The organism is Actinopolymorpha cephalotaxi (genome assembly GCF_013408535.1).
Classification (GTDB): Bacteria; Actinomycetota; Actinomycetes; order Propionibacteriales; family Actinopolymorphaceae; genus Actinopolymorpha; species Actinopolymorpha cephalotaxi.
Genome location: NZ_JACBZA010000001.1, coordinates 925129 through 944345 on the forward strand (window position 1 = coordinate 925129; position 19217 = coordinate 944345).

The 19217-nt window shown below is 71.8% G+C and carries 12 protein-coding genes; 7 read left to right on the plus strand and 5 right to left on the minus strand.

The genetic code is table 11. The features are described from left to right. Positions 1-111: 111 nt before the first annotated feature. The 3 genes from FHR37_RS04205 to FHR37_RS04215 form a co-directional block, all read right to left on the minus strand. The gene (locus FHR37_RS04205) at positions 112-1524 is read right to left on the minus strand and encodes a maltokinase N-terminal cap-like domain-containing protein (protein ID WP_092887459.1); all 1413 of its coding nucleotides are present in this window, start codon (positions 1522-1524) and stop codon (positions 112-114) included. A gap of 109 nt (positions 1525-1633) precedes the next feature. After that, a complete protein-coding gene (gene treS / locus FHR37_RS04210) occupies positions 1634-3334 on the minus strand; it encodes a maltose alpha-D-glucosyltransferase (protein ID WP_092887462.1) in 1701 nt (566 codons plus the stop codon). Continuing rightward, positions 3331-5502 (minus strand): alpha-1,4-glucan--maltose-1-phosphate maltosyltransferase, encoded by a 2172-nt coding sequence (locus tag FHR37_RS04215; RefSeq protein ID WP_092887465.1) that lies wholly within the window; start codon positions 5500-5502, stop codon positions 3331-3333. The genes treS and FHR37_RS04215 overlap by 4 nt, the downstream gene beginning before the upstream one ends. A gap of 287 nt (positions 5503-5789) precedes the next feature. Between FHR37_RS04215 and glgP the strand changes: the two genes are divergently transcribed. Both glgP and FHR37_RS04225 read left to right on the plus strand, forming a co-directional pair. After that, complete coding sequence (gene glgP, locus FHR37_RS04220; protein ID WP_092887468.1) at positions 5790-8393, plus strand: alpha-glucan family phosphorylase; 2604 nt, start codon at positions 5790-5792, stop codon at positions 8391-8393. Positions 8394-8442: 49 nt separating this feature from the next. Next, on the plus strand, positions 8443-9834 hold the full coding sequence (locus FHR37_RS04225; RefSeq protein WP_092887471.1) for an alpha-amylase family protein: 1392 nt from the start codon (positions 8443-8445) through the stop codon (positions 9832-9834). A 3-nt stretch (positions 9835-9837) separates the two neighbouring features. On the opposite strand, the gene valS is transcribed toward FHR37_RS04225, so the two are convergent. Next, positions 9838-12510 (minus strand): valine--tRNA ligase, encoded by a 2673-nt coding sequence (gene valS / locus FHR37_RS04230; RefSeq protein WP_378079689.1) that lies wholly within the window; start codon positions 12508-12510, stop codon positions 9838-9840. A 349-nt stretch (positions 12511-12859) separates the two neighbouring features. Between valS and FHR37_RS04235 the strand changes: the two genes are divergently transcribed. Next, positions 12860-13219, plus strand: a complete 360-nt coding sequence (locus FHR37_RS04235) for a hypothetical protein (RefSeq protein ID WP_092887474.1) — start codon at positions 12860-12862, stop codon at positions 13217-13219. Between the two features lie 10 nt (positions 13220-13229). Next, on the plus strand, positions 13230-13655 hold the full coding sequence (locus FHR37_RS04240; protein ID WP_092887477.1) for a hypothetical protein: 426 nt from the start codon (positions 13230-13232) through the stop codon (positions 13653-13655). A 34-nt stretch (positions 13656-13689) separates the two neighbouring features. On the opposite strand, the gene FHR37_RS04245 is transcribed toward FHR37_RS04240, so the two are convergent. Then, positions 13690-14268 carry a GNAT family N-acetyltransferase gene (locus FHR37_RS04245; RefSeq protein WP_092887480.1) on the minus strand — a complete coding sequence of 193 codons (579 nt, stop codon included), beginning with the start codon at positions 14266-14268 and terminating at the stop codon, positions 13690-13692. Between the two features lie 129 nt (positions 14269-14397). On the opposite strand from FHR37_RS04245, the gene FHR37_RS04250 reads away from it, so the two are divergent. From FHR37_RS04250 to FHR37_RS04260, 3 genes are all read left to right on the plus strand, one after another. Then, positions 14398-17082: a valine--tRNA ligase gene (locus FHR37_RS04250; protein ID WP_092887483.1), complete on the plus strand. Its 2685-nt coding sequence runs from the start codon at positions 14398-14400 to the stop codon at positions 17080-17082. 120 nt (positions 17083-17202) lie between these two features. Continuing rightward, positions 17203-18054 (plus strand): serine hydrolase, encoded by an 852-nt coding sequence (locus FHR37_RS04255; protein WP_175542735.1) that lies wholly within the window; start codon positions 17203-17205, stop codon positions 18052-18054. Further along, positions 18051-19205 carry a M20 family metallopeptidase gene (locus FHR37_RS04260; protein WP_237769024.1) on the plus strand — a complete coding sequence of 385 codons (1155 nt, stop codon included), beginning with the start codon at positions 18051-18053 and terminating at the stop codon, positions 19203-19205. The genes FHR37_RS04255 and FHR37_RS04260 overlap by 4 nt, the downstream gene beginning before the upstream one ends. Positions 19206-19217 lie beyond the last annotated feature (12 nt).

Consider the following 19217-nt stretch of genomic DNA (forward strand, 5'->3'; position numbering starts at 1 on the left):
TCCGGGGGACACCTTCTTCGTCTGGCTTGGTCTGGCTTTCGGCTGGCTTCGTGGTGGGTGTTCCGTTCGTGTGCGGGTCGTACCCGGGACCCGCGCCCGCAACCGGCCCGGTCAGCCGGCGAGGCGCTGGATCGCGGTCAGCGGAATGCTCACCCAGTCGGGCCGGCTCCGCGTCTCGTAGACGACCTCGTACACCGCCTTGTCGGTTTCGTACGCACGCAGCAGCACGGCGTGTTCGTTCGGGTCGGTGCCGGCGACCTCGCCGTACCCCTCGCAGAACGCGGTCCGGTTGCGCTCGGCCCACTCCGCCGCGCGGTAGCTCAGCTGGTGCTCGTCTGCCCGGCTGTGGTCGGCGAGCAGGTGCTGCGCGGCATAGTCGAACGAACGCAGCATGCCGGCGACGTCGCGGACGGGGGAGTCCAGCAGGTTGCGCTCCTCCCACGGCCGGTTGGGCTCGCCCTCGAAGTCGATGACCCGCCAGCCGAGGACGGTGCGCATCACCTGGCCGAGGTGCAGGTCGCCGTGCACCTGCTGGACGGGCACCGGCGCTTCGGTGCGGGCGAGGTCGTCGTAGGCGCCGCGCAGCCGGTCGGCGTACTCGCCCAGCGCGGGCACGATCGACACCGCGTCGTCCAGCCGGGACCGCATCGCCGCCGCCAGTCCCGCCAGCTCCTCCCGGCCCCACTCGCCGGTCGGGAGGTACCGGGCCAGGTCGGCGTGCACCTGCGCGACGGTGGCGCCCAGGCGGTGCGACTCGCCGGCGAAGTCGCCGCCCACCTCGTCGGCGTGCAGGTCGGCCTCGGCGTAGAGGTCGCGCACGCTGGCGATGGCGAGCTCCCAGCCGTCGGTGGCGGTACGGAAGAAGGTGCTGAACATGCCGAGGTCGCCGCGGCCGGTCTTGCCGTCGGCGTCGGGCCACTCCGCGTCCATCCAGCCGAACAGCCGGGCCACGTTGTCGCAGTCGTTGCGGGCGAACGCCTCGTGCACCTCGATGTCGGCGTTGCGGCCGTGGTGCACGCGGCGGAAGAGCTTGAGCAGAACGTCCTCGCCGTACACCAGCGAGGTGTTGCTCTGCTCGCCGGTCAGCACCAGCGAGGGTTCGTCGGCGGGCACGTCGAGCTCGCCGATGCGGTGGAACGCGAGGTCGGTGCGCGCCACCTCGCCCAGCAGCCCGCCGAGAAGCAGCGACATGGCCGCCTTGTCGTGCGGCGCGTCGTACACCCAGACGGGTTCGGAGGACAGCTCGTCCTCGGTCCATTCCGACACCGCGGCGTGGCCGAGGTGGTCGGCGGGCTCGGGGTAGTAGCTGAGCGGGACCTGGTAGACGTCGGGGGCGGCGTTGTCGGCGTCGGCGTACCGCACGGACACCAGCACCACCCGCACCGCGGGCCAGGCGCCGCGCTCGGACAGCCAACTCAGTGGGTGGACGGACTCGACCGTGAACTCCCGGCCCTTGCCCGCGAACCACCGCTGCCGTTCCAGGAAGTCGTGCAGGCCGGTGGTCTGAGTGGCTTTCACCATCATCGCCTTTCGTTCACTAGGTGGCCGGGCTCACGGGGAACGCACACCCCCGCGAGCCCGCACCGCGCTGACCGTGCTGAGCGCACTGACGGACCGGCCCCACCGGACGGGTTCACCCCGTGGCCTCCTCCCCACCCAACTTCGGGAGGAGGAACCAGTAGAACCCGTGGCCGCCGAGAGTGAGGAGGTACGGCAGCTCGCCGATCTTCGGGAACCGCACCCCTCCCAGCAGCTCGATCGGCTCGGCACCCTCCCACCGGCGCAGGTCGAGCTCGACCGGCTGGGGGAACCTGGACAGGTTGTTGACGCAGAGTACGACGTCGTCGCCGAACTCGCGGACGAAGGACAGCACGCTGGGGTTGCTGCCGCCGAGGTCGGTGAAGCTGCCCGAGCCGAACGCGGGGTTCTGCTTGCGGACGTGGATCATCCGGCGTACCCAGTGCAGCAGGGACGACGCGTTGGACAGCTGCGACTCGACGTTGACCGCCTGGAACCCGTAGATCGAGTCCATGATCACCGGCAGCGCCAGCCGGCCGGGATCGCAGTTGGAGAAGCCCGCGTTGCGGTCCGGCGTCCACTGCATCGGGGTGCGTACGCCGTCGCGGTCACCGAGCCAGATGTTGTCGCCCATGCCGATCTCGTCGCCGTAGTAGATGATCGGCGAGCCGGGCAGGGACAGCAGGAGCGCGGTGAACAGCTCCATCTGGTTGGTGTCGTTCTCCAGCAGCGGGGCCAGCCGCCGGCGGATGCCGATGTTGGCCTTCATGCGGGGGTCCTTGGCGTACTCGCCCCACATGTAGTCGCGGTCCTCGTCGGTGACCATCTCCAGCGTCAACTCGTCGTGGTTGCGCAGGAAGATGCCCCACTGGCACCCGTCGGGGATCTTCGGCGTCTGCGCCATGATCTCCGAGATCGGGTAGCGCGACTCCCGCCGCACCGCCATGAAGATGCGCGGCATCACCGGGAAGTGGAACGCCATGTGGCACTCGTCCCCGCCGCTGCCGAGGTCGCCGAAGTACTCCACCACGTCCGCCGGCCACTGGTTGGCCTCGCACAGCAGCACCCGGTCGGGGTAGTCGGCGTCGACCTCCTTGCGGACCCGCTTGAGGAACTCGTGGGTGCGGGGGAGGTTCTCGCAGTTGGTGCCCTCCTCCTCGAACAGGTAGGGCACCGCGTCCAGCCGGAACCCGTCGATGCCGAGGTCGAGCCAGAAGCGCAGCGCGTCGACGATCGCTTCCTGGACCGCGGGGTTCTCGAAGTTCAGGTCGGGCTGGTGGGAGAAGAACCGGTGCCAGAAGTACTGCTTGCGCACCGGGTCGAACGTCCAGTTGCTGGTCTCGGTGTCGACGAAGATGATCCGCGCGTCGGCGTAGCCCTCGTCGGTGTCGGCCCAGACGTAGAAGTCGCCGTAGGGGCCGTCCGGGTCCGACCGCGACGCCTGGAACCACGGGTGCTGGTCGGAGGTGTGGTTCATCACGAAGTCGACGATCACCCGGATGCCGCGCTGGTGAGCCGCCTCGATGAACTCGACGAAGTCCTCGTGCGCCCCCACGTCGGGGGAGATGGCGGTGTAGTCGGCCACGTCGTAGCCGCCGTCGCGCAGCGGGGAGACGTAGAACGGCGGCAGCCACAGGGCGTCGATGCCGAGCCACTCGAGGTAGTCGAGCTTCTCCTTCAGGCCCTTGAGGTCACCGACGCCGTCACCGGAGGAGTCGTGGAAGGACCGGATGAGGACTTCGTAGAAGACGGCGCGCTTGTACCACTCCGGCTCGGAGCTCAGGCCGCCCTCGTGCAGTAGCTGGGTCTGGGTCATGCGGAACCCCGCTGAAGAGTGAGGATGTGGGCAGGGTGGTACGCCGGGTCGAGCCGGACGTAGTTGTGTTGGCCCCATCGCCAACTGTCTCCGGTGAACTCGTCCTGGACCACGAACGAGTCGTGCCAGTCCAGTCCGAGTGCGGGCATGTCGAGGGTGATCACCGAGTCGTGCGGCCCGTACGGGTCGATGTTGATCACCACGATCACCGTGTCGTCGCGCCCGTCGGGGAGCACGTCCCGCTTGGAGAAGACCAGCAGGTTGGGGTCGGGCACCTGGTGCAGCGCGAGGTTGCGCAGCCGCTGCAGGGCAGGGTGCCGGCGGCGGATCTCGTTGAGTTGCCGGAGGTACGGCGCGATCGACTCACCCGCGCGTTCGGCGCCCGGCTCGTACGCCGCCCAGTCGCGCGGGCGGTATTGGTACTTCTCCGAGTGGAGGTACTCCTCGCTGCCCGGGCGGAGCGCGACGTGCTCGCCCAGCTCGAACCCGGAGTAGACGCCCCAGGTCGGCGAGCCGGTGGCGGCCAGCGCCGCGCGGATCCGGAACGCCGGCAGCCCGCCGGTCTGCAGGAAGGACGTGAGGATGTCCTGGGTGTTGGTGAAGAAGTTCGGGCGTACGAAGTCCGACGACTCGTGGCTGAGCTCGGTGAAGTAGGACTCCAGCTCTTCCTTGGTGTTGCGCCACGTGAAGTAGGTGTACGACTGGTGGAACCCGACCTTGGCCAGGGTCTGCAGCATCGGCGGCCGGGTGAACGCCTCGGACAGGAAGAGCACGTCGGGGTCGGTACGCCGGACCTCGGCGAGCAGCCACTCCCAGAACCGCACCGGCTTGGTGTGCGGGTTGTCCACCCGGAAGATCCGGACGCCGTGGCTCATCCAGTGCCGGACGACGCGGAGGACCTCGGCGTAGATCCCGGCGGGGTCGTTGTCGAAGTTGATCGGGTAGATGTCCTGGTACTTCTTCGGCGGGTTCTCGGCGTAGGCGATCGTCCCGTCGGCCAGCGTGGTGAACCACTCCGGGTGTTCCTTCACCCAGGGGTGGTCCGGCGCCGCCTGCAGCGCGAGGTCGAGGGCGATCTCCAGGCCGAGCTCGTTGGCCCGGGCCACGAACGCGTCGAAGTCCTCCAACGTGCCGAGGTCGGGGTGCACGGCGTCGTGCCCGCCCTCGTCGCTGCCGATCCCCCACGGGGAGCCGGGGTCGCCGGGCGCGGGGTCGAGGGTGTTGTTCGGGCCCTTGCGGTTGACCCGCCCGATCGGGTGGATCGGGGGGAGGTACACCACGTCGAAGCCGAGGTCGGCGATCGCGGGCAGCCGGTCGGCGGCGGCCTTGAACGTGCCGGACACCCAGCGGCCCTGGTGCTCGTCGTAGTAGGCGCCCTCGGACCGGGGGAAGAACTCGTACCAGCTGCCGTAGAGCGCACGCTCGCGGTCGACCCGCAGCGGGAACTCCTCCGAGGTCGTCACCATGTCGCGCAGCGGGTGGGCGGCGAGGATCTCCTCGACGTCCGGCGCGGTGGCGGCGTAGAGACGGGCCTGGGCCGGGCGCGAGTCGTCGCGCAGCGCCCGGACCGCCGCCTGGAGCAGGTCGCGGCCGTGCGCCTCCTCACCGGGCAGGTTGGCGCCGGCGCGCTCGAGGACGATCGCGCCCTCGGCCAGCATCAGCTCGACGTCGACGCCGGCGGCGATCTTGACCTCGGCGGCGTGCCGCCAGGTCGCCACCGGGTGGCTCCACGCCTCCACGGAGTACGTCCAGTCGCCCTCGGCGTCGGGGCGGATCTGCGCCGACCATCGGTCGGTGCCCGGCTCGTCGCACCGCATCGGCGTCCAGCCGAGGGTGCGGCCACCGGGTCCGCGGGTCACGACGTTGGCCCCGAGGGCGTCGTGGCCCTCCCGGAACACCGTCGCCTCGACCGTGAGGGACTCGCCGGCGACGGCCTTCGCGGGCAGCCGCCCACCGGCGCGTACGTCGGGGGTGACGTTGATGATCGGGATCCGGCCGACGACCGTGTCGAAGACCGTGGACGTCGCCGCGGTCGCGGCAGGGGAGGCGGGGCTGGGACTGGGACTGTTCGGGGTGCCGGAGGCGCCGCCGTCGGTGGCCGCGGTCACCGGACTGGCGGTCGGGGCGGTCCCGGTCGTGGTCCTGGGCTGCTCGTTCTTGGCAGGCATCGGATTCCGAGTAGGGAGTCGGCGGGTTTTCTGTCGGCGCGCAGGCACATCGGTGAACCTACCTACCCCAGTATCAGGGTTTGTGGCCGGGCGTCCACCTCGTCGATCTTCCGGTCGATCCTCTGGTCGACCTTCCAGGTGGTCCGGCCGGTCCCTGCGGGCATGCGATCCGGGGGTGCTCATAACGGAGTGGTTCCCCCTGGAACGTTGCAAAACCTTGCTCTTCCTGCAACAGGAAGGCATGCCGACGGCGTGTCGGACCCTTCTCTGGGTTAGCCTCTGCCCTCGTGCGTGCCATCCGTCGATTCACTGTCCGGCCGGTCCTACCCGAGCCGCTCGCGCCGCTCGGCGACCTTGCCATGAACCTCCGCTGGTCCTGGCACCCGCCGACCCAGGACCTGTTCGCCGCCGTCGACCCCAGACTGTGGGCGTCGACCGGGCACGACCCGATGCGGCTCCTCAGCGAGGTCGCCACCGACCGGCTCACCGAGCTCGGCTCGGACGAGACCTTCCTGTCCGACCTGCGCTCGGTCGCCGCCGACCTGGACGCCTACGTGCACCAGGACCGGTGGTACCAGACGCTGGGATCGGACGTACCCCGCCAGATCGCCTACTTCTCGCCGGAGTTCGGCCTGACCGCCGTCCTCCCGCAGTACTCCGGTGGCCTCGGCATCCTCGCCGGTGACCACCTGAAGGCGGCCAGCGACCTCGGCGCCCCGCTGATCGGCGTCGGCCTCCTCTACCGCCACGGCTACTTCAAGCAGTCACTGTCGGGTGACGGCTGGCAGCAGGAGCGCTACCCGATCGTCGACCCCCAGGCGATGCCCCTCAGCCTGCTGCGCGAGGCCGACGGCACCGCCGCCCGAGTCTCCGTGGGCCTGCCGGGCGACCGCCGCCTGGTCGCCCAGGTCTGGGTCGCGCACGTCGGCCGGGTGCCGCTGCTGCTGCTCGACTCCGGCATCGAGGACAACGAGCCCGCCGAGCGCGACACCACCGACCGCCTCTACGGCGGCGGCACCGAGCACCGGCTGCTGCAGGAGATGCTGCTCGGCGTCGGCGGCGTGCGCGCGTTGCGCGCCTACTGCCGGATCACCGGCGCTCCCGCGCCCGAGGTGTTCCACACCAACGAGGGCCACGCCGGCTTCCTCGGGCTGGAACGCATCCGGGAGTACGTCGAGGACCGAGGGCTGGACTTCGACGCCGCGGTGGAGGTCACCCGCGCCGGCACCGTGTTCACCACCCACACCCCCGTACCCGCCGGAATCGACCGGTTCGCCCGGGATCTGGTCCAGCAGCACTTCGGCGGCGACAACGAGGCGGACGGCGTCCCGGTCGACCGCATCCTCGCGCTCGGCGCCGAGGACTACGAGGGCGGCGACCCGGGCCTGTTCAACATGGCCGTGATGGGCTTCCGGCTCGGCCAGCGCGCCAACGGCGTGAGCGCCCTGCACGGCGTGGTGAGCCGCGGCATGTTCGCCGGCCTGTGGCCGGGCTTCGACGAGACCGAGGTGCCGATTGCGTCGATCACCAACGGCGTGCACGCGGGGACCTGGGTGGCCCGGGAGATGACCGAGCTGGTGTCCCGCCCCGAGGTGGACCCCACCGACCGCGACGGCGCGGAGGACTGGGCCGGCGTCGACCAGGTTCCGGAGTCGGCGATCTGGAAGACCAAGGCCGCCATGCGCGCCCGGCTGGTCGACTACGCCCGCGACCGGCTGCGGGAGTCGTGGCTCGCCCGCGGCGCCTCCGAGGCCGAGCTGGGCTGGGTGGCCGACGCGCTCGACCCGGACGTGCTCACCATCGGGTTCGCCCGCCGGGTGCCGTCGTACAAGCGGCTCACCCTGATGCTGTCGGACCGGGACCGCCTCAAGCGGATGCTGCTCGACCCGGAGCGGCCGATCCAGCTGGTCATCGCGGGCAAGTCGCACCCGGCCGACGACGGCGGCAAGCGGCTGATCCAGGAGATCGTCTGGTTCGCCGACGACCCCGAGGTCCGGCACCGGATCGTGTTCCTGCCCGACTACGACATGGGCCTGGCCCACCCGCTGGTCACCGGCTGCGACGTGTGGCTCAACAACCCGCTGCGGCCGTACGAGGCCTGCGGTACGTCCGGCATGAAGGCGGCCCTCAACGGTGGGCTCAACGTCTCCATCCGCGACGGCTGGTGGGACGAGTGGTACGACGGCCAGAACGGCTGGGCGATCCCGTCCGCCGACGGGGTGAACGACCCCGACCGGCGCGACGACCTCGAGGCGCACGCGCTCTACGACCTGCTCGAGCACCAGGTGGCGGCGCGGTTCTACGACCGCGACGAGCACGGCCTGCCGCGCCGGTGGCTGGAGATGGTCCGGCACACGCTGAAGTCGCTCGGGCCGAAGGTGCTGGCCACCCGGATGTTCGACGACTACGTGACCAAGCTCTACGCCCCGGCGGCGCTGAGCTCGCGGGCGATGAACTCCTCCTTCGACGGCGCCCGGCAGCTCGCCGCGTGGAAGCGGCGGGTCCGGGAGGGCTGGGGCGGCGTGCACGTCGACCACGTGGAGTCCGTCGGCACCGGCGAGGGCGCCGAGCTGGGCGGAGCCGCGCGGCTGCGGGTGTTCGTCAGCCTGGGCGGGCTCTCACCCGACGACGTGGACATCCAGGTCCTGCACGGCCGGGTCGACGAGGCCGACCGGCTGCAGACCCCGAGCATGGTGTCGCTGGAGCGGGCCGAGGACTACGAGGCGGGCCGCTATCGCTACGAGGGACAGGTGCGCTTCGACCGGACCGGCCCGGTGGGCTACACCGTGCGGATCCTGCCGAAGAACGCCGACCTCAGCTCGCCGGCCGAACTCGGCCTGGTGGCCTGGCCGCCGGCGGCGTCGCCGATGGTCAACGGCGACCTGCGCTGACCCCGGCCTGATCACCGCCGGCACGTCCTGAGGTACGAACGGGGGAGCGGTGCCGACCTGGCTCGACGACGCGGTGCTGTGGCACCTCTATCCGCTGGGCTTCGTCGGCGCCGAGACCTCTGTTGGTGAGGTTCCCGGAGACGGTGCGGACCGGCCGGTTCAGCACAGGCTGGACCGGCTGGAGGCGTGGCTGGACTATGCCGCCGACCTGGGGTGTTCGGGACTGCTGCTCGGTCCGGTCTTCGCCTCCGGCACGCACGGCTACGACACCGAGGACCACTTCCGGATCGACCCCCGGCTTGGCGACGAGGCGGACTTCGACCGGCTGGTGGCCGCCGCCCGGGCGCGCGGGCTGCGGCTCGTCCTGGACGGGGTGTTCAACCACGTCGGCCGGTCGTTCCCGGTGTTCGCCGAGGCGAAGCGGTCGGGCCCGCACTCACCGGCCGGCCGGTGGTTCCGGCGTACCGGCGGCGGGCCGGACGACTACGCGACGTTCGAGGGCCACCACCAGCTGGTCGCCCTGGACCACACCGAGCCGGCCGTCGCCGACCACGTGACCCGGGTGCTGACGTACTGGCTGGACCGCGGGATCTCCGGCTGGCGGCTGGACGCGGCCTACGCCGTGCCGCCCGCGTTCTGGCGTACGGTGCTGGCGCCGGTCCGCGCCGCGCACCCCGAAGCGTGGTTCCTGGCCGAGGTGATCCACGGCGACTACGCGGAGTTCGCCACGGAGAGCACTGTCGACTCGGTCACGCAGTACGAACTGTGGAAGGCGATCTGGAGCAGCCTGAACGACCGCAACCTGTTCGAGCTGGAGTGGGCGCTGCGCCGGCACGGTGAGTTCGCGGCCGCGGAGCTGCCGCAGACCTTCGTCGGCAACCACGACGTCACCCGCCTCGCCACCCGGCTGGACGACCAGCGCCACCTCGGGCACGCGCTCGCGGTGCTGATGTGCGTGGCGGGGGTGCCGAGCATCTACGCCGGGGACGAGCAGGCGTTCCAGGGAACCAAGGAGGAACGCGAGGGCGGCGACGACGCGATCCGCCCCGAGTTCCCGCTCACGCCCGCCGGTCTCGCGCCGTCCGGCCGGCCGATGTACCACCTGCACCGGCGGCTGCTCGCCTTCCGCCGCCGCAACCCGTGGTTGACGCACGCCCACACCACCACCGAGCACGTCGTCAACCGCGGGTTGGCGCTGCGGTCGAGGCCGGCGAGTGGTGCGGCAGAGGGAGCGGCGGGCACGGAAACCCTGCTGCTGTTGAACCTTGACGACGAGGCGTACGACTTCCCGGTCGACGCCACCGGCTTCCACCTCGCCGAGACCGACCGGGGCGGCGGCTCCGACAGGGCATCGGCAGCGGCCGCCGCGACCGGCCGGGGCGAGGACACGCCGATCACGACGGTCCCCGCCCACGGCTGGTCGATCCTGCTCGGCGACTGACGTTCAGTCTCCGGCGTCGCTGCTGTCGTCGCTGTCCTCGCTGCCATCGTCGATGCCGACGGTCACCGACAGACCGTCCGCGGCGGGGTCGGGTGCGAGGTCAAGCGTGCGGATCCGGCCGGCGGCGGCGAGGTCCGCACGCGCCGACGCCAGCAGGTCGAGGTCGGCGGCCGGGCCGCGCACCTCCACCCGGTCCAGTTCGGTACGCATGGACAGCCTGCGGGCCGACTTCTCCCCGCGCACCGCCGACAGCGCCGAACCCACCAGGGCCAGCAGCCGCGCGTTCGCACCCCCGGTCGGCAGCTCCTCGGCGCGCGGCCACGGCTGCCGGTGGATCGAGCCGTCCTGCCACCACGACCACACCTCCTCGGTGACGAACGGCATGATCGGCGCGAACAGCCGCAGCTGCACCGACAGGGCCAGTGCCAAGGCCGCCTTGACAGACGGGTCGCCACGGTAGGCGCGGTCCTTCACCAGCTCGAGGTAGTCGTCGCAGAACGTCCAGAAGAACCGCTCGGTGACCTCCAGCGCGGTGGTGTAGTCGTACGCCTCGAACGCGCTGGTGGCGCGGGCGGCCACCTCGGCGAGTGCGGCCAGCATCGCCTGGTCGAGCGGCTGCGTCACCGCACCCGGGTCGGCCGCGCTCGACTTCCCGTTCGCGCCCAGGCCGAGCACGAACCTGCTGGCGTTCAGGATCTTGATCGCGAGGCGCCGGCCGACCTTCATCTGGGTCTCGTCGAACGGCGAGTCCAGGCCCGGCCGGGCCATCGCCGCCCGCCAGCGCACGGCATCCGCGCCGAAGGTGTCGATGATCTGCTCGGGCACCACCGCGTTCCCCTTGGACTTGCTCATCTTCTTGCGGTCGGGGTCGACGATGAAGCCGGAGATCAGCGCGTGCGTCCACGGCACGGTCTGGTGCTCGTGGTGGGCGCGCACCATCCGGGAGAACAGCCAGGTGCGGATGATGTCGTGCGCGTGCGTGCACAGGTCCATCGGGAAGACCCGGGCGAACAGGTCCGGGTCGCGTTCCCAGCCGCCCGCGATCTGCGGGGACAGCGAGGAGGTGGCCCAGGTGTCCATCACGTCCGGGTCGCCGAGGAAGCCGTTCGGCCTGCCGCGCCGCGACTCGTCGTACCCTCGCGGCGCCTGCGCGGACGGGTCGACCGGGAGCTCGGCCTCACTCGGCAGCAGCGGGTGGTCGAAGTCCGGCTCGCCGTCGCCGTCGAGGGGATACCAGGCCGGGAACGGCACGCCGAAGAACCGCTGCCGGGAGATCAGCCAGTCGCCGTTCAGGCCGCCGACCCAGTTGTCGTACCGGTGCCGCATGTGGGTGGGCACCCAGGTGATCCGCGCGCCGTCCTCCAGCAGCTCGGCCCGCAGGCCGTCGTCGCGGCCGCCGTTGCGGATGTACCACTGCCGGGTGGAGACGATCTCCAGCGGCTTGTCGCCCTTCTCGTAGAAGTTCGTCATCCGCTGCGTGGGCGTGGGTTCGCCGTCGAGGTCGCCGGACTCGCGCAGCAGGGCCACCGTCGCCTGTCGGGCACCGTGGGTGGTCTTCCCGGCGAGTTCGGCGTACGCGGAGGAGGCCGGCTCGTGCGCCAGCCACTCCGGGGTGTCGCGCAGCAGCCGGCCGTCGCGGCCGATGACCGTACGCACCGGCAGGCGTAGCTCACGCCACCACGTGACGTCGGTCAGGTCGCCGAACGTGCAGCACATCGCGATGCCGGCGCCCTTGTCCGGCTCGGCCGCCTCGTGCGCCAGCACCGGGATCTCCACCCCGAACACCGGCGAGGTCACCGTGCTCCCGAACAGCGGGGCGTAGCGCTCGTCGTCGGGGTGCGCGATCAGAGCGACCGCTGCCGGCAGGAGCTCCGGCCGGGTGGTTTCGACGTACACCGGTCCGGCCGGGCCGTGGAACGCGATCCGGTGGTAGTGGCCGGGGTACTCCCGGGACTCCAGCTCCGCCTGGGCGACCGCGGTCTGGAACGTCACGTCCCACAGGGTCGGCGCCTCCTGGAGGTACGCCTCGCCGCGGGCGTAGTTGCGCAGGAACGCCCGCTGGGACGCGGTCCGGGCCACCGGCCCGATGGTGGTGTAGGACTGCTCCCAGTCCACTGACAAGCCGAGCTTGCGCCACAGGGTGGCGAACGCCTCCTCGTCCTGTTCGACGAGCCGCTCGCACAGCTCCACGAAGTTCGGCCGGCTCACCGGCACCTGGCGCTTCGGGTCCGGCTTCTCCGGCGGGGTGAAGCCGGGGTCGTACGGGAGCGAGGGATCACAGCGGACGCCGAAGTAGTTCTGCACCCGGCGCTCGGTGGGCAGGCCGTTGTCGTCCCAGCCCATCGGGTAGAAGACCTCCTTGCCGCGCATCCGCTGGAAGCGGGCGATGAGGTCGGTGTGGGTGTAGGAGAACACGTGCCCGACGTGCAGGCTGCCGGACACGGTGGGTGGGGGCGTGTCGATCGCGTAGATCTCCGAACGCTCCGCGGTTCGGTCGAAGCGGTAGAGGCCCTGCTCGTGCCAGCGCCGCGCCCAGGTCTGGTGCAGGCCGTCCAGGGTCGGCTTGTCCGGGATGGCGGACGTACCGGCCGCGGGTGTGCCGGCTTCGGGTGTGGCGTCGGGCGCGGTGGTGGCGCGGGTGGATCCGGGTGTTGTGGTCGTCGCGTGGGTAGTCACGATGGCTCACCTTGGAGTCGCGGCGCCGCTGGAGGATGGTGGCGTACGCCGGAAGTGTGTGCGGTCGGCGAAGGCGCGCCGCGAGGATGCGCGTGAAGGTGTTGCTACGCGCCCTGGCGGCGCACGGTTACTCGCGCCCGGGCGCCGAGGGCGCGGCAGCGGGCGCGAGGGAGGAACGGACCGTTCGTAGCCATCGCCGCCGATAGTACGCGAGGGAGCCAACCGCGCGCGCGGCATTTGTACTACCAGGCGTAGGACATGTCCTCGCCTGTTCGTAGACTGACCGGCGGACCGGCCCGGAGGACCTTCCGGCCCGGCGACGGCGATCGGACCGGACGGAGGAGCAGCGGTGATCGGCCCCCTGGCGGTCGCGGTGATGGTCGTGGCCCTGGCGTACGCCGTGCTGGCCCTGGTGAGCGCGGCGCTCAACCGGCTGCCCGGCACACTCCAGGTCGGCGGCGCCGCTCTGGTCGAACTCCTCGCCCTGGTCCAGCTCGTGACGGCGATCGTCCAGCTCGTGCTGGGGGAGCGGCCGGCGGAGTTCGGCACGTTTCTCGCCTACCTCGTGGTGTCGGTGCTGGTGATGCCGGTCGCCGTGCTGTGGGCGGCCTCCGAACGCAACCGCTGGAGCAGCGTCGTCCTCGGCGTCGGCGGCCTGGTGGTCGTAGTGCTGGTCCTGCGGATGCAGCAGGTGTGGACCGGTGCCTGAGGAGCGACCGGTGCCTGAGGAGGGACGGGTGCCGGCGAGCACTCGCTCCGGCCCGGGGCGGGTCCTGGTCGCGGTGTACGCGGTGTTCGCCGTGGCCGCGACGTCGCGGGCGGCGGTGCAGATGCTGACGAAGTTCGCCGAGGCCCCGCTGGCGTACGTCCTGTCGGCGTTCTCCGCGGTGGTGTACGTCGTGGCCACCGTGGCGCTCGCCCGCGGCGGCCCGACCGCCCGCAGGGTCGCCTGGTGCGCGTGCGGCGTCGAGCTCACCGGGGTGCTGGCAATCGGGTTCCTCAGCCTGTTCGACCCGGTGGCCTTCCCCGACGCCACGGTCTGGTCGGTGTTCGGGCGGGGCTATCTGTTCGTGCCGCTGGTGCTGCCGATCCTCGGGCTGGCCTGGCTCAGGCACACCGGCCGCGCCGCGGCCGAGCCCGCCTGATCCACGCCTGATCCGCGCTGATCCGCGTGCGGCCTCAGACCTTCCGGACCATGGTGTCGGCGTTCTCGTCGCCGCCCACGACCTCGAACCCCTCGGCGGCGTAGAGCGCGGCGGCGTGGTTGGCGCGTTCGACGCTCAGGCTGAGCCGGGCAATCCCGGCCGCCCGCGCCTGGTCGACGATCGCCCGGATCAGTGCCCGGCCCAGTCCGCGTCCGCGCCAGTCCGGCGCCACAGCGATGCCCACCTCGGGCACGTCCTCGGCGACGAAGCCGTACCCGGGCCCGTCGGCGGGGAAGTAACGCCACCACGCCGCGCCGACCGGCCGGCCCGGCGAACCGCCGCTCCCGGCGTCGTCCTCGGCGTCCCCGGATTCGGCGTCCCTGGATTCGGCCCTGGCCACCGCGACCACGCCCTGCTCACCCGGTGCCGGCCAGCCCTCGACGTACTTCCGCAGTGCCGGGTCCGCCCAGATCTGCTCGAGGGTGAACGCGGGCCGGTCCGGTGACCAGTTGAACGCCTCCAGGGTCATCTCGGCGACGAAGCCGGCGTCCTCGGCGGTGGCGGCGCGCAGGGCGTAGGCCGGGCGGCCGGCGCCGGGCTCGGCGGAGTTCATGGGGTGCACCCGGGCAGTGTGCCCGGCGGCCGGGAACCCCGCCAGCCCATTTCGTACGAAACCGGCATCGGCGCGGCACGCCGTTCCCGCGTGATCGGACCCCGGGAGCCGGTCCCTAAACTTCACCGCATGAGTGCGCCGCAGCGGCCCGAGTCCGCGCCCGAGCTTCCGCAGACGTTCGTTCCGGCCGAGGTGGAAGGCACGCTGTACGAGCGGTGGGTCGAGCGCGGCTACTTCACCCCGAGCGGCAAGCCCGACGCCACGCCGTACTCCATCGTCATCCCGCCGCCGAACGTCACCGGCTCCCTGCACGTGGGGCACGCGCTCGACCACACCATCCAGGACGTCCTGGTCCGCCGGCGCCGGATGCAGGGTTTCGACGCCCTCTGGCTGCCGGGCATGGACCACGCCGGCATCGCCACCCAGAACGTCGTCGAACGCGAGCTCGCCAAGGAGGGTCTGTCCCGCCACGACCTCGGCCGGGAGGCGTTCGTCGAACGCGTGTGGCAGTGGAAGGCCGAGTCCGGCGGGAAGATCCTCGGCCAGATGCGCCGGCTCGGCGACTCGGTCGACTGGTCCCGCGAGCGGTTCACCATGGACGAGGGACTGTCCCGGGCCGTCGGGACGATGTTCAAGCGGCTGTACGACGACGGGCTGATCTACCGCGCCGAGCGGATCATCAACTGGTGTCCCCGCTGTCTCACAGCGCTGTCCGACATCGAGGTGGAGCACTCCGACGACGACGGTGAGCTGGTCTCCATCCGCTACGGCGACGGCGACAACTCCCTCGTGGTCGCCACCACCCGCGCGGAGACGATGCTCGGCGACACCGCCGTCGCGGTGCACCCCGACGACGAGCGCTACGCCCACCTGGTCGGCACCGAGGTCGAGCTCCCGCTGACCGGCCGCCGGATCCCGGTGGTCGCCGACGAGCACGTCGACCCGGAGTTCGGGACCGGCGCGGTGAAGGTCACCCCCGCCCACGACCCCAACGACTTCGAGATCGGCCGCCGGCACGACCTCCCCAGCCTGGTGATCATGGACGAGCACGGCGTGATCACCGCGCACGGGCCGTTCCAGGGGCTGGACCGGTTCGAGGCCCGGCCGGCCGTGGTCGCGGCGCTGCGGGCGGACGGGCGGATCGAACGCGAGGTCCGGCCGTACCGCCATGCCGTCGGCCACTGCCAGCGGTGCGACACCGTGGTGGAGCCGCGGGTTTCCCTGCAGTGGTTCGTGAAGGTGGAGCCGCTGGCCAGCGCCGCCAGCGAGGCCGTGCGGTCCGGGCGGATCGCGATCCACCCGCCCGAGCTCGCCAAGCGCTACTTCTCCTGGGTCGACAACATGCACGACTGGTGCATCTCGCGGCAGCTGTGGTGGGGCCACCGCATCCCGGTCTACTACGGGCCGGACGGCGAGGTGGTGTGCGTCGGGCCGGACGAGCAGCCGCCCAGCGGACCGGGCTGGACGCAGGACGAGGACGTGCTGGACACGTGGTTCTCCTCCGGGCTGTGGCCGATCTCCACTCTCGGCTGGCCCGCGCAGACACCCGACCTGGCGCGTTACTACCCGACCAGCGTGCTGGTCACCGGCTACGACATCCTGTTCTTCTGGGTCGTGCGGATGGCGATGTTCGGCCTGTACGCCATGCAGGACCGCGGCCCCGCCGACAGCGTGCCGTTCCGCGAGATCGTCCTGCACGGCATGGTCCGCGACGCGCACGGCAAGAAGATGTCGAAGTCGTTCGGCAACGTCGTCGACCCCCTGGACTGGATCGACCGCTACGGCGCCGACGCCACCCGCTTCACCCTGGCCCGCGGCGCCAACCCCGGCTCCGACGTACCCATCACCGAGGACTGGGCGCAGGGCTCGCGCAACTTCGCCACCAAGCTGTGGAACGCCTCCCGCTTCGCGCTGATGAACGGCGCGTCCACCGCGCTGCCGGTGCCGCCGGCCGCGGGGTTGTCCAGTGCGGACCGGTGGATCCTGTCCCGCCTGCACACGGTGATGGCCGAGGTCGACGCGTCCTACGACAACCACGAGTTCGCCAAGGCGTGCGAGACGATCCAGGCGTTCGCGTGGGGTGAGTTCTGCGACTGGTACGTCGAGCTTGCCAAGACGTCGTTGACAGCGGGCGGGGACGCGGCCCGGGCCACCCGGGCGGTGCTCGGGCACGTCCTGGACCGGCTGCTGCGGCTGCTGCACCCGGTGATGCCGTTCGTCACCGAGCAGTTGTGGCTCGCGCTGACGCAAGGCGGCGTTGACGGTGAGGCAGCGGTGGCCGGAGCGTCGGGTGAGGCGGAGCGGTCGCTGGTGGTGGCCGCGTGGCCGGTGCCGGAGCAGGCGTACGCCGACCCGGCCGCGGAGGCCGAGATCGCTGCCCTGCAACGGCTGGTGACCGAGGTCCGGCGGTTCCGTTCCGACCAGGGCCTGCGCCCCGGGCAGCGGGTCCCGGCCCGGCTGGCCGGTATCGAGGCGGGCGTCCTCGCCGCGCACGAGCCGGCGATCCGCACGCTGCTGCGGCTGGAGGAGGCGGGCCCGGACTTCACCGCGTCGGCGTCCCTGCCGGTCGGCGACGTCCGCGTCGAACTCGACACCGCCGGCACGATTGACGTGGCGGCCGAGCGGCGGCGCCTGGAGAAGGACCTCGGCAACGCCAACAAGGACCGCGACCAGGCCCAGCGCAAGCTCGGCAACGCCGAGTTCCTCGCCAAGGCACCGCAACCTGTGGTTGACAAGGTGAACCGCCAGTACGCCACGGCCGAGGCCGACATCGCCCGCCTGGAAGCCCAGCTGGCCGCCCTGCCCACCGGCTGACCCATGAGGGCTCGGGACTTGGGCTCCGCCGCCCCGGACGAGCGTTTCGGCGACCCGCCCGGCGCGCCTTCCGGCGACCGTTCCGGCCCGGGCGGTGACGTCTCGACACGGATTCGCGCCGTGCTCCGCGACGCGCACGCCGACGCCGCCCTGCATGCCAGGTCGATCTTCGGTGCGGGTGAGGTCGGGCTCGACGCCGACCGGCGCTCGGCGGCCGCCTCCACCTACAAGGTGGCGGTACTGCTCGAGGTCGCCTGCCAGACCGCCGAGGGCAGGATCGGGGCCGCCGACCGGATCCGGGTGCCCTCCGATCGCCGCACCACCGGACCGACCGGAATCTCCATCCTGAACGACGACGTGGAGATGTCCGTGCGGGACCTCGCGATGCTGATGATCCACGTGAGCGACAACACCGCGACCGACGTCCTGCACGAACTCGTGGGGCACGAGGCCGTCACGGCCCGGCTGCGCGCCCTCGGCCTGACGGACACCAGCTTCGAGCTGGACTGCCACCACCTGATCGCCGCCCTGCTCGACGAACTCGGCGACGACCGGGACGCGCTGACGCCGGAGGAACTCGCCGAGCGGTTCCGCCGGAGCCCGTCCCTGCGGGGCGAACGCGGCAACACCACGACGCCGCGGGACATGACGAGCCTGCTGAGCGCCGTCTGGCGGGACGAGGCCGGACCACCGGAGGCGTGCTCGGAGGTACGCCGGGTCATGGGCCACCAGTTCGCGCCGCACCGGCTGTCGACCGCCTATCCGAACGGTCCGAGCGTCTCCGGCAAGACCGGAACCCTCTTCGGCGGGATCCGCAGCGAGGTCGGCGTGGTCGACTTCGGGGGCGGGGAGGCGTACGCGGTCGCGGTGTACCTCCGCGGGCACCGAGTCGCCCGGCGCGACCCCGACGCCGACCGGGCGATCGGCCGGGTCGCGCGGCTGGCCATCGACGCGATCCGGGAGGCACGGTGACGCCCGAATCGTCCTCGCTCGCGGGGATACCGGCTCTGCTCGCGCACGCCCTGCCGGCGATGGTGGACGACCTGGCGCGGCTCGTGCGCCAGGAGTCGCCGTCGGCGGACCCGGCCGCGGTCGCCGCGAGCGCGGACGTCGTGGCCGAGCTGGGGGAACGCCTGACCGGGCAGGCGCCGGAGCGGATCGTCGTGGACGGGCGCTCGCACCTGCGGTGGCGCTTCGGCGGCGAGCCGAGTGGTCCGCGGGTGTTGCTGCTCGGGCACCACGACACGGTGTGGCCGGTGGGTTCGCTGGCCGAACACCCCTGGCGAGTACGCGACGGACTGGCGTACGGCCCGGGGTGTTTCGACATGAAAGCCGGGCTGGTGCAGCTGTTCCACGCTCTGTCGGTCCTGCCCGGCCGCGAAGGGGTGACCGTCCTGGTGACCGGGGACGAGGAGATCGGCGCCCCGAGCTCGCGCGGTCTGATCGAGGAGGAGGCCCGCCGCAGCGTCGCGGCGTTCGTGCTGGAGGCGAGTGCGGACGGAGGTGCGCTGAAGACCGCGCGCCGGGGCGTGTCCCACTACGAGGTGCGCGTGCGCGGCCGGGCGGCGCACGCCGGACTCGAACCCTGGAACGGCGCCAACGCCGGCGTCGCACTGGCCCACATGGTGGTGGCGCTCGCCGAACTGGACGAGGGGCCGGACGGCCCGACGGTGACCCCGACCGTGCTGGCGGCCGGTACGACGAACAACACCGTGCCGGCCGACGCGTCTGTGCACGTGGATGTCCGGGTGTCCTCGGCGGCCGACCGGGACCGGATCGACGCCGCGATCCGCCGCCTTGCCCCGAAGGTCGCCGGTACCTCGGTGGAGGTGCTGGCCGGCTGGGCGCATCCTCCGCTGGAGCCCTCGGCCTCGGCGAAGCTGTTCGCCCTGGCCGAACGGGCGGCCGGTGAGCTCGGCCTCGAACCCCTGACCGGCGCGAGCGTCGGCGGCGCCTCCGACGGCAACATCGCGGCGGGCGTTGGCACCCCGACCCTGGACGGGCTGGGCGCGGTCGGTGCGAACGCCCACGCGCCCGGTGAGTACGTCGAGATCGCGCAGCTGCCCCGCCGCGCGGCGCTGCTGGCCCGCCTCGTCGAACTCGTCCGCGAGCAGAACCGATGACCCGGGATAACC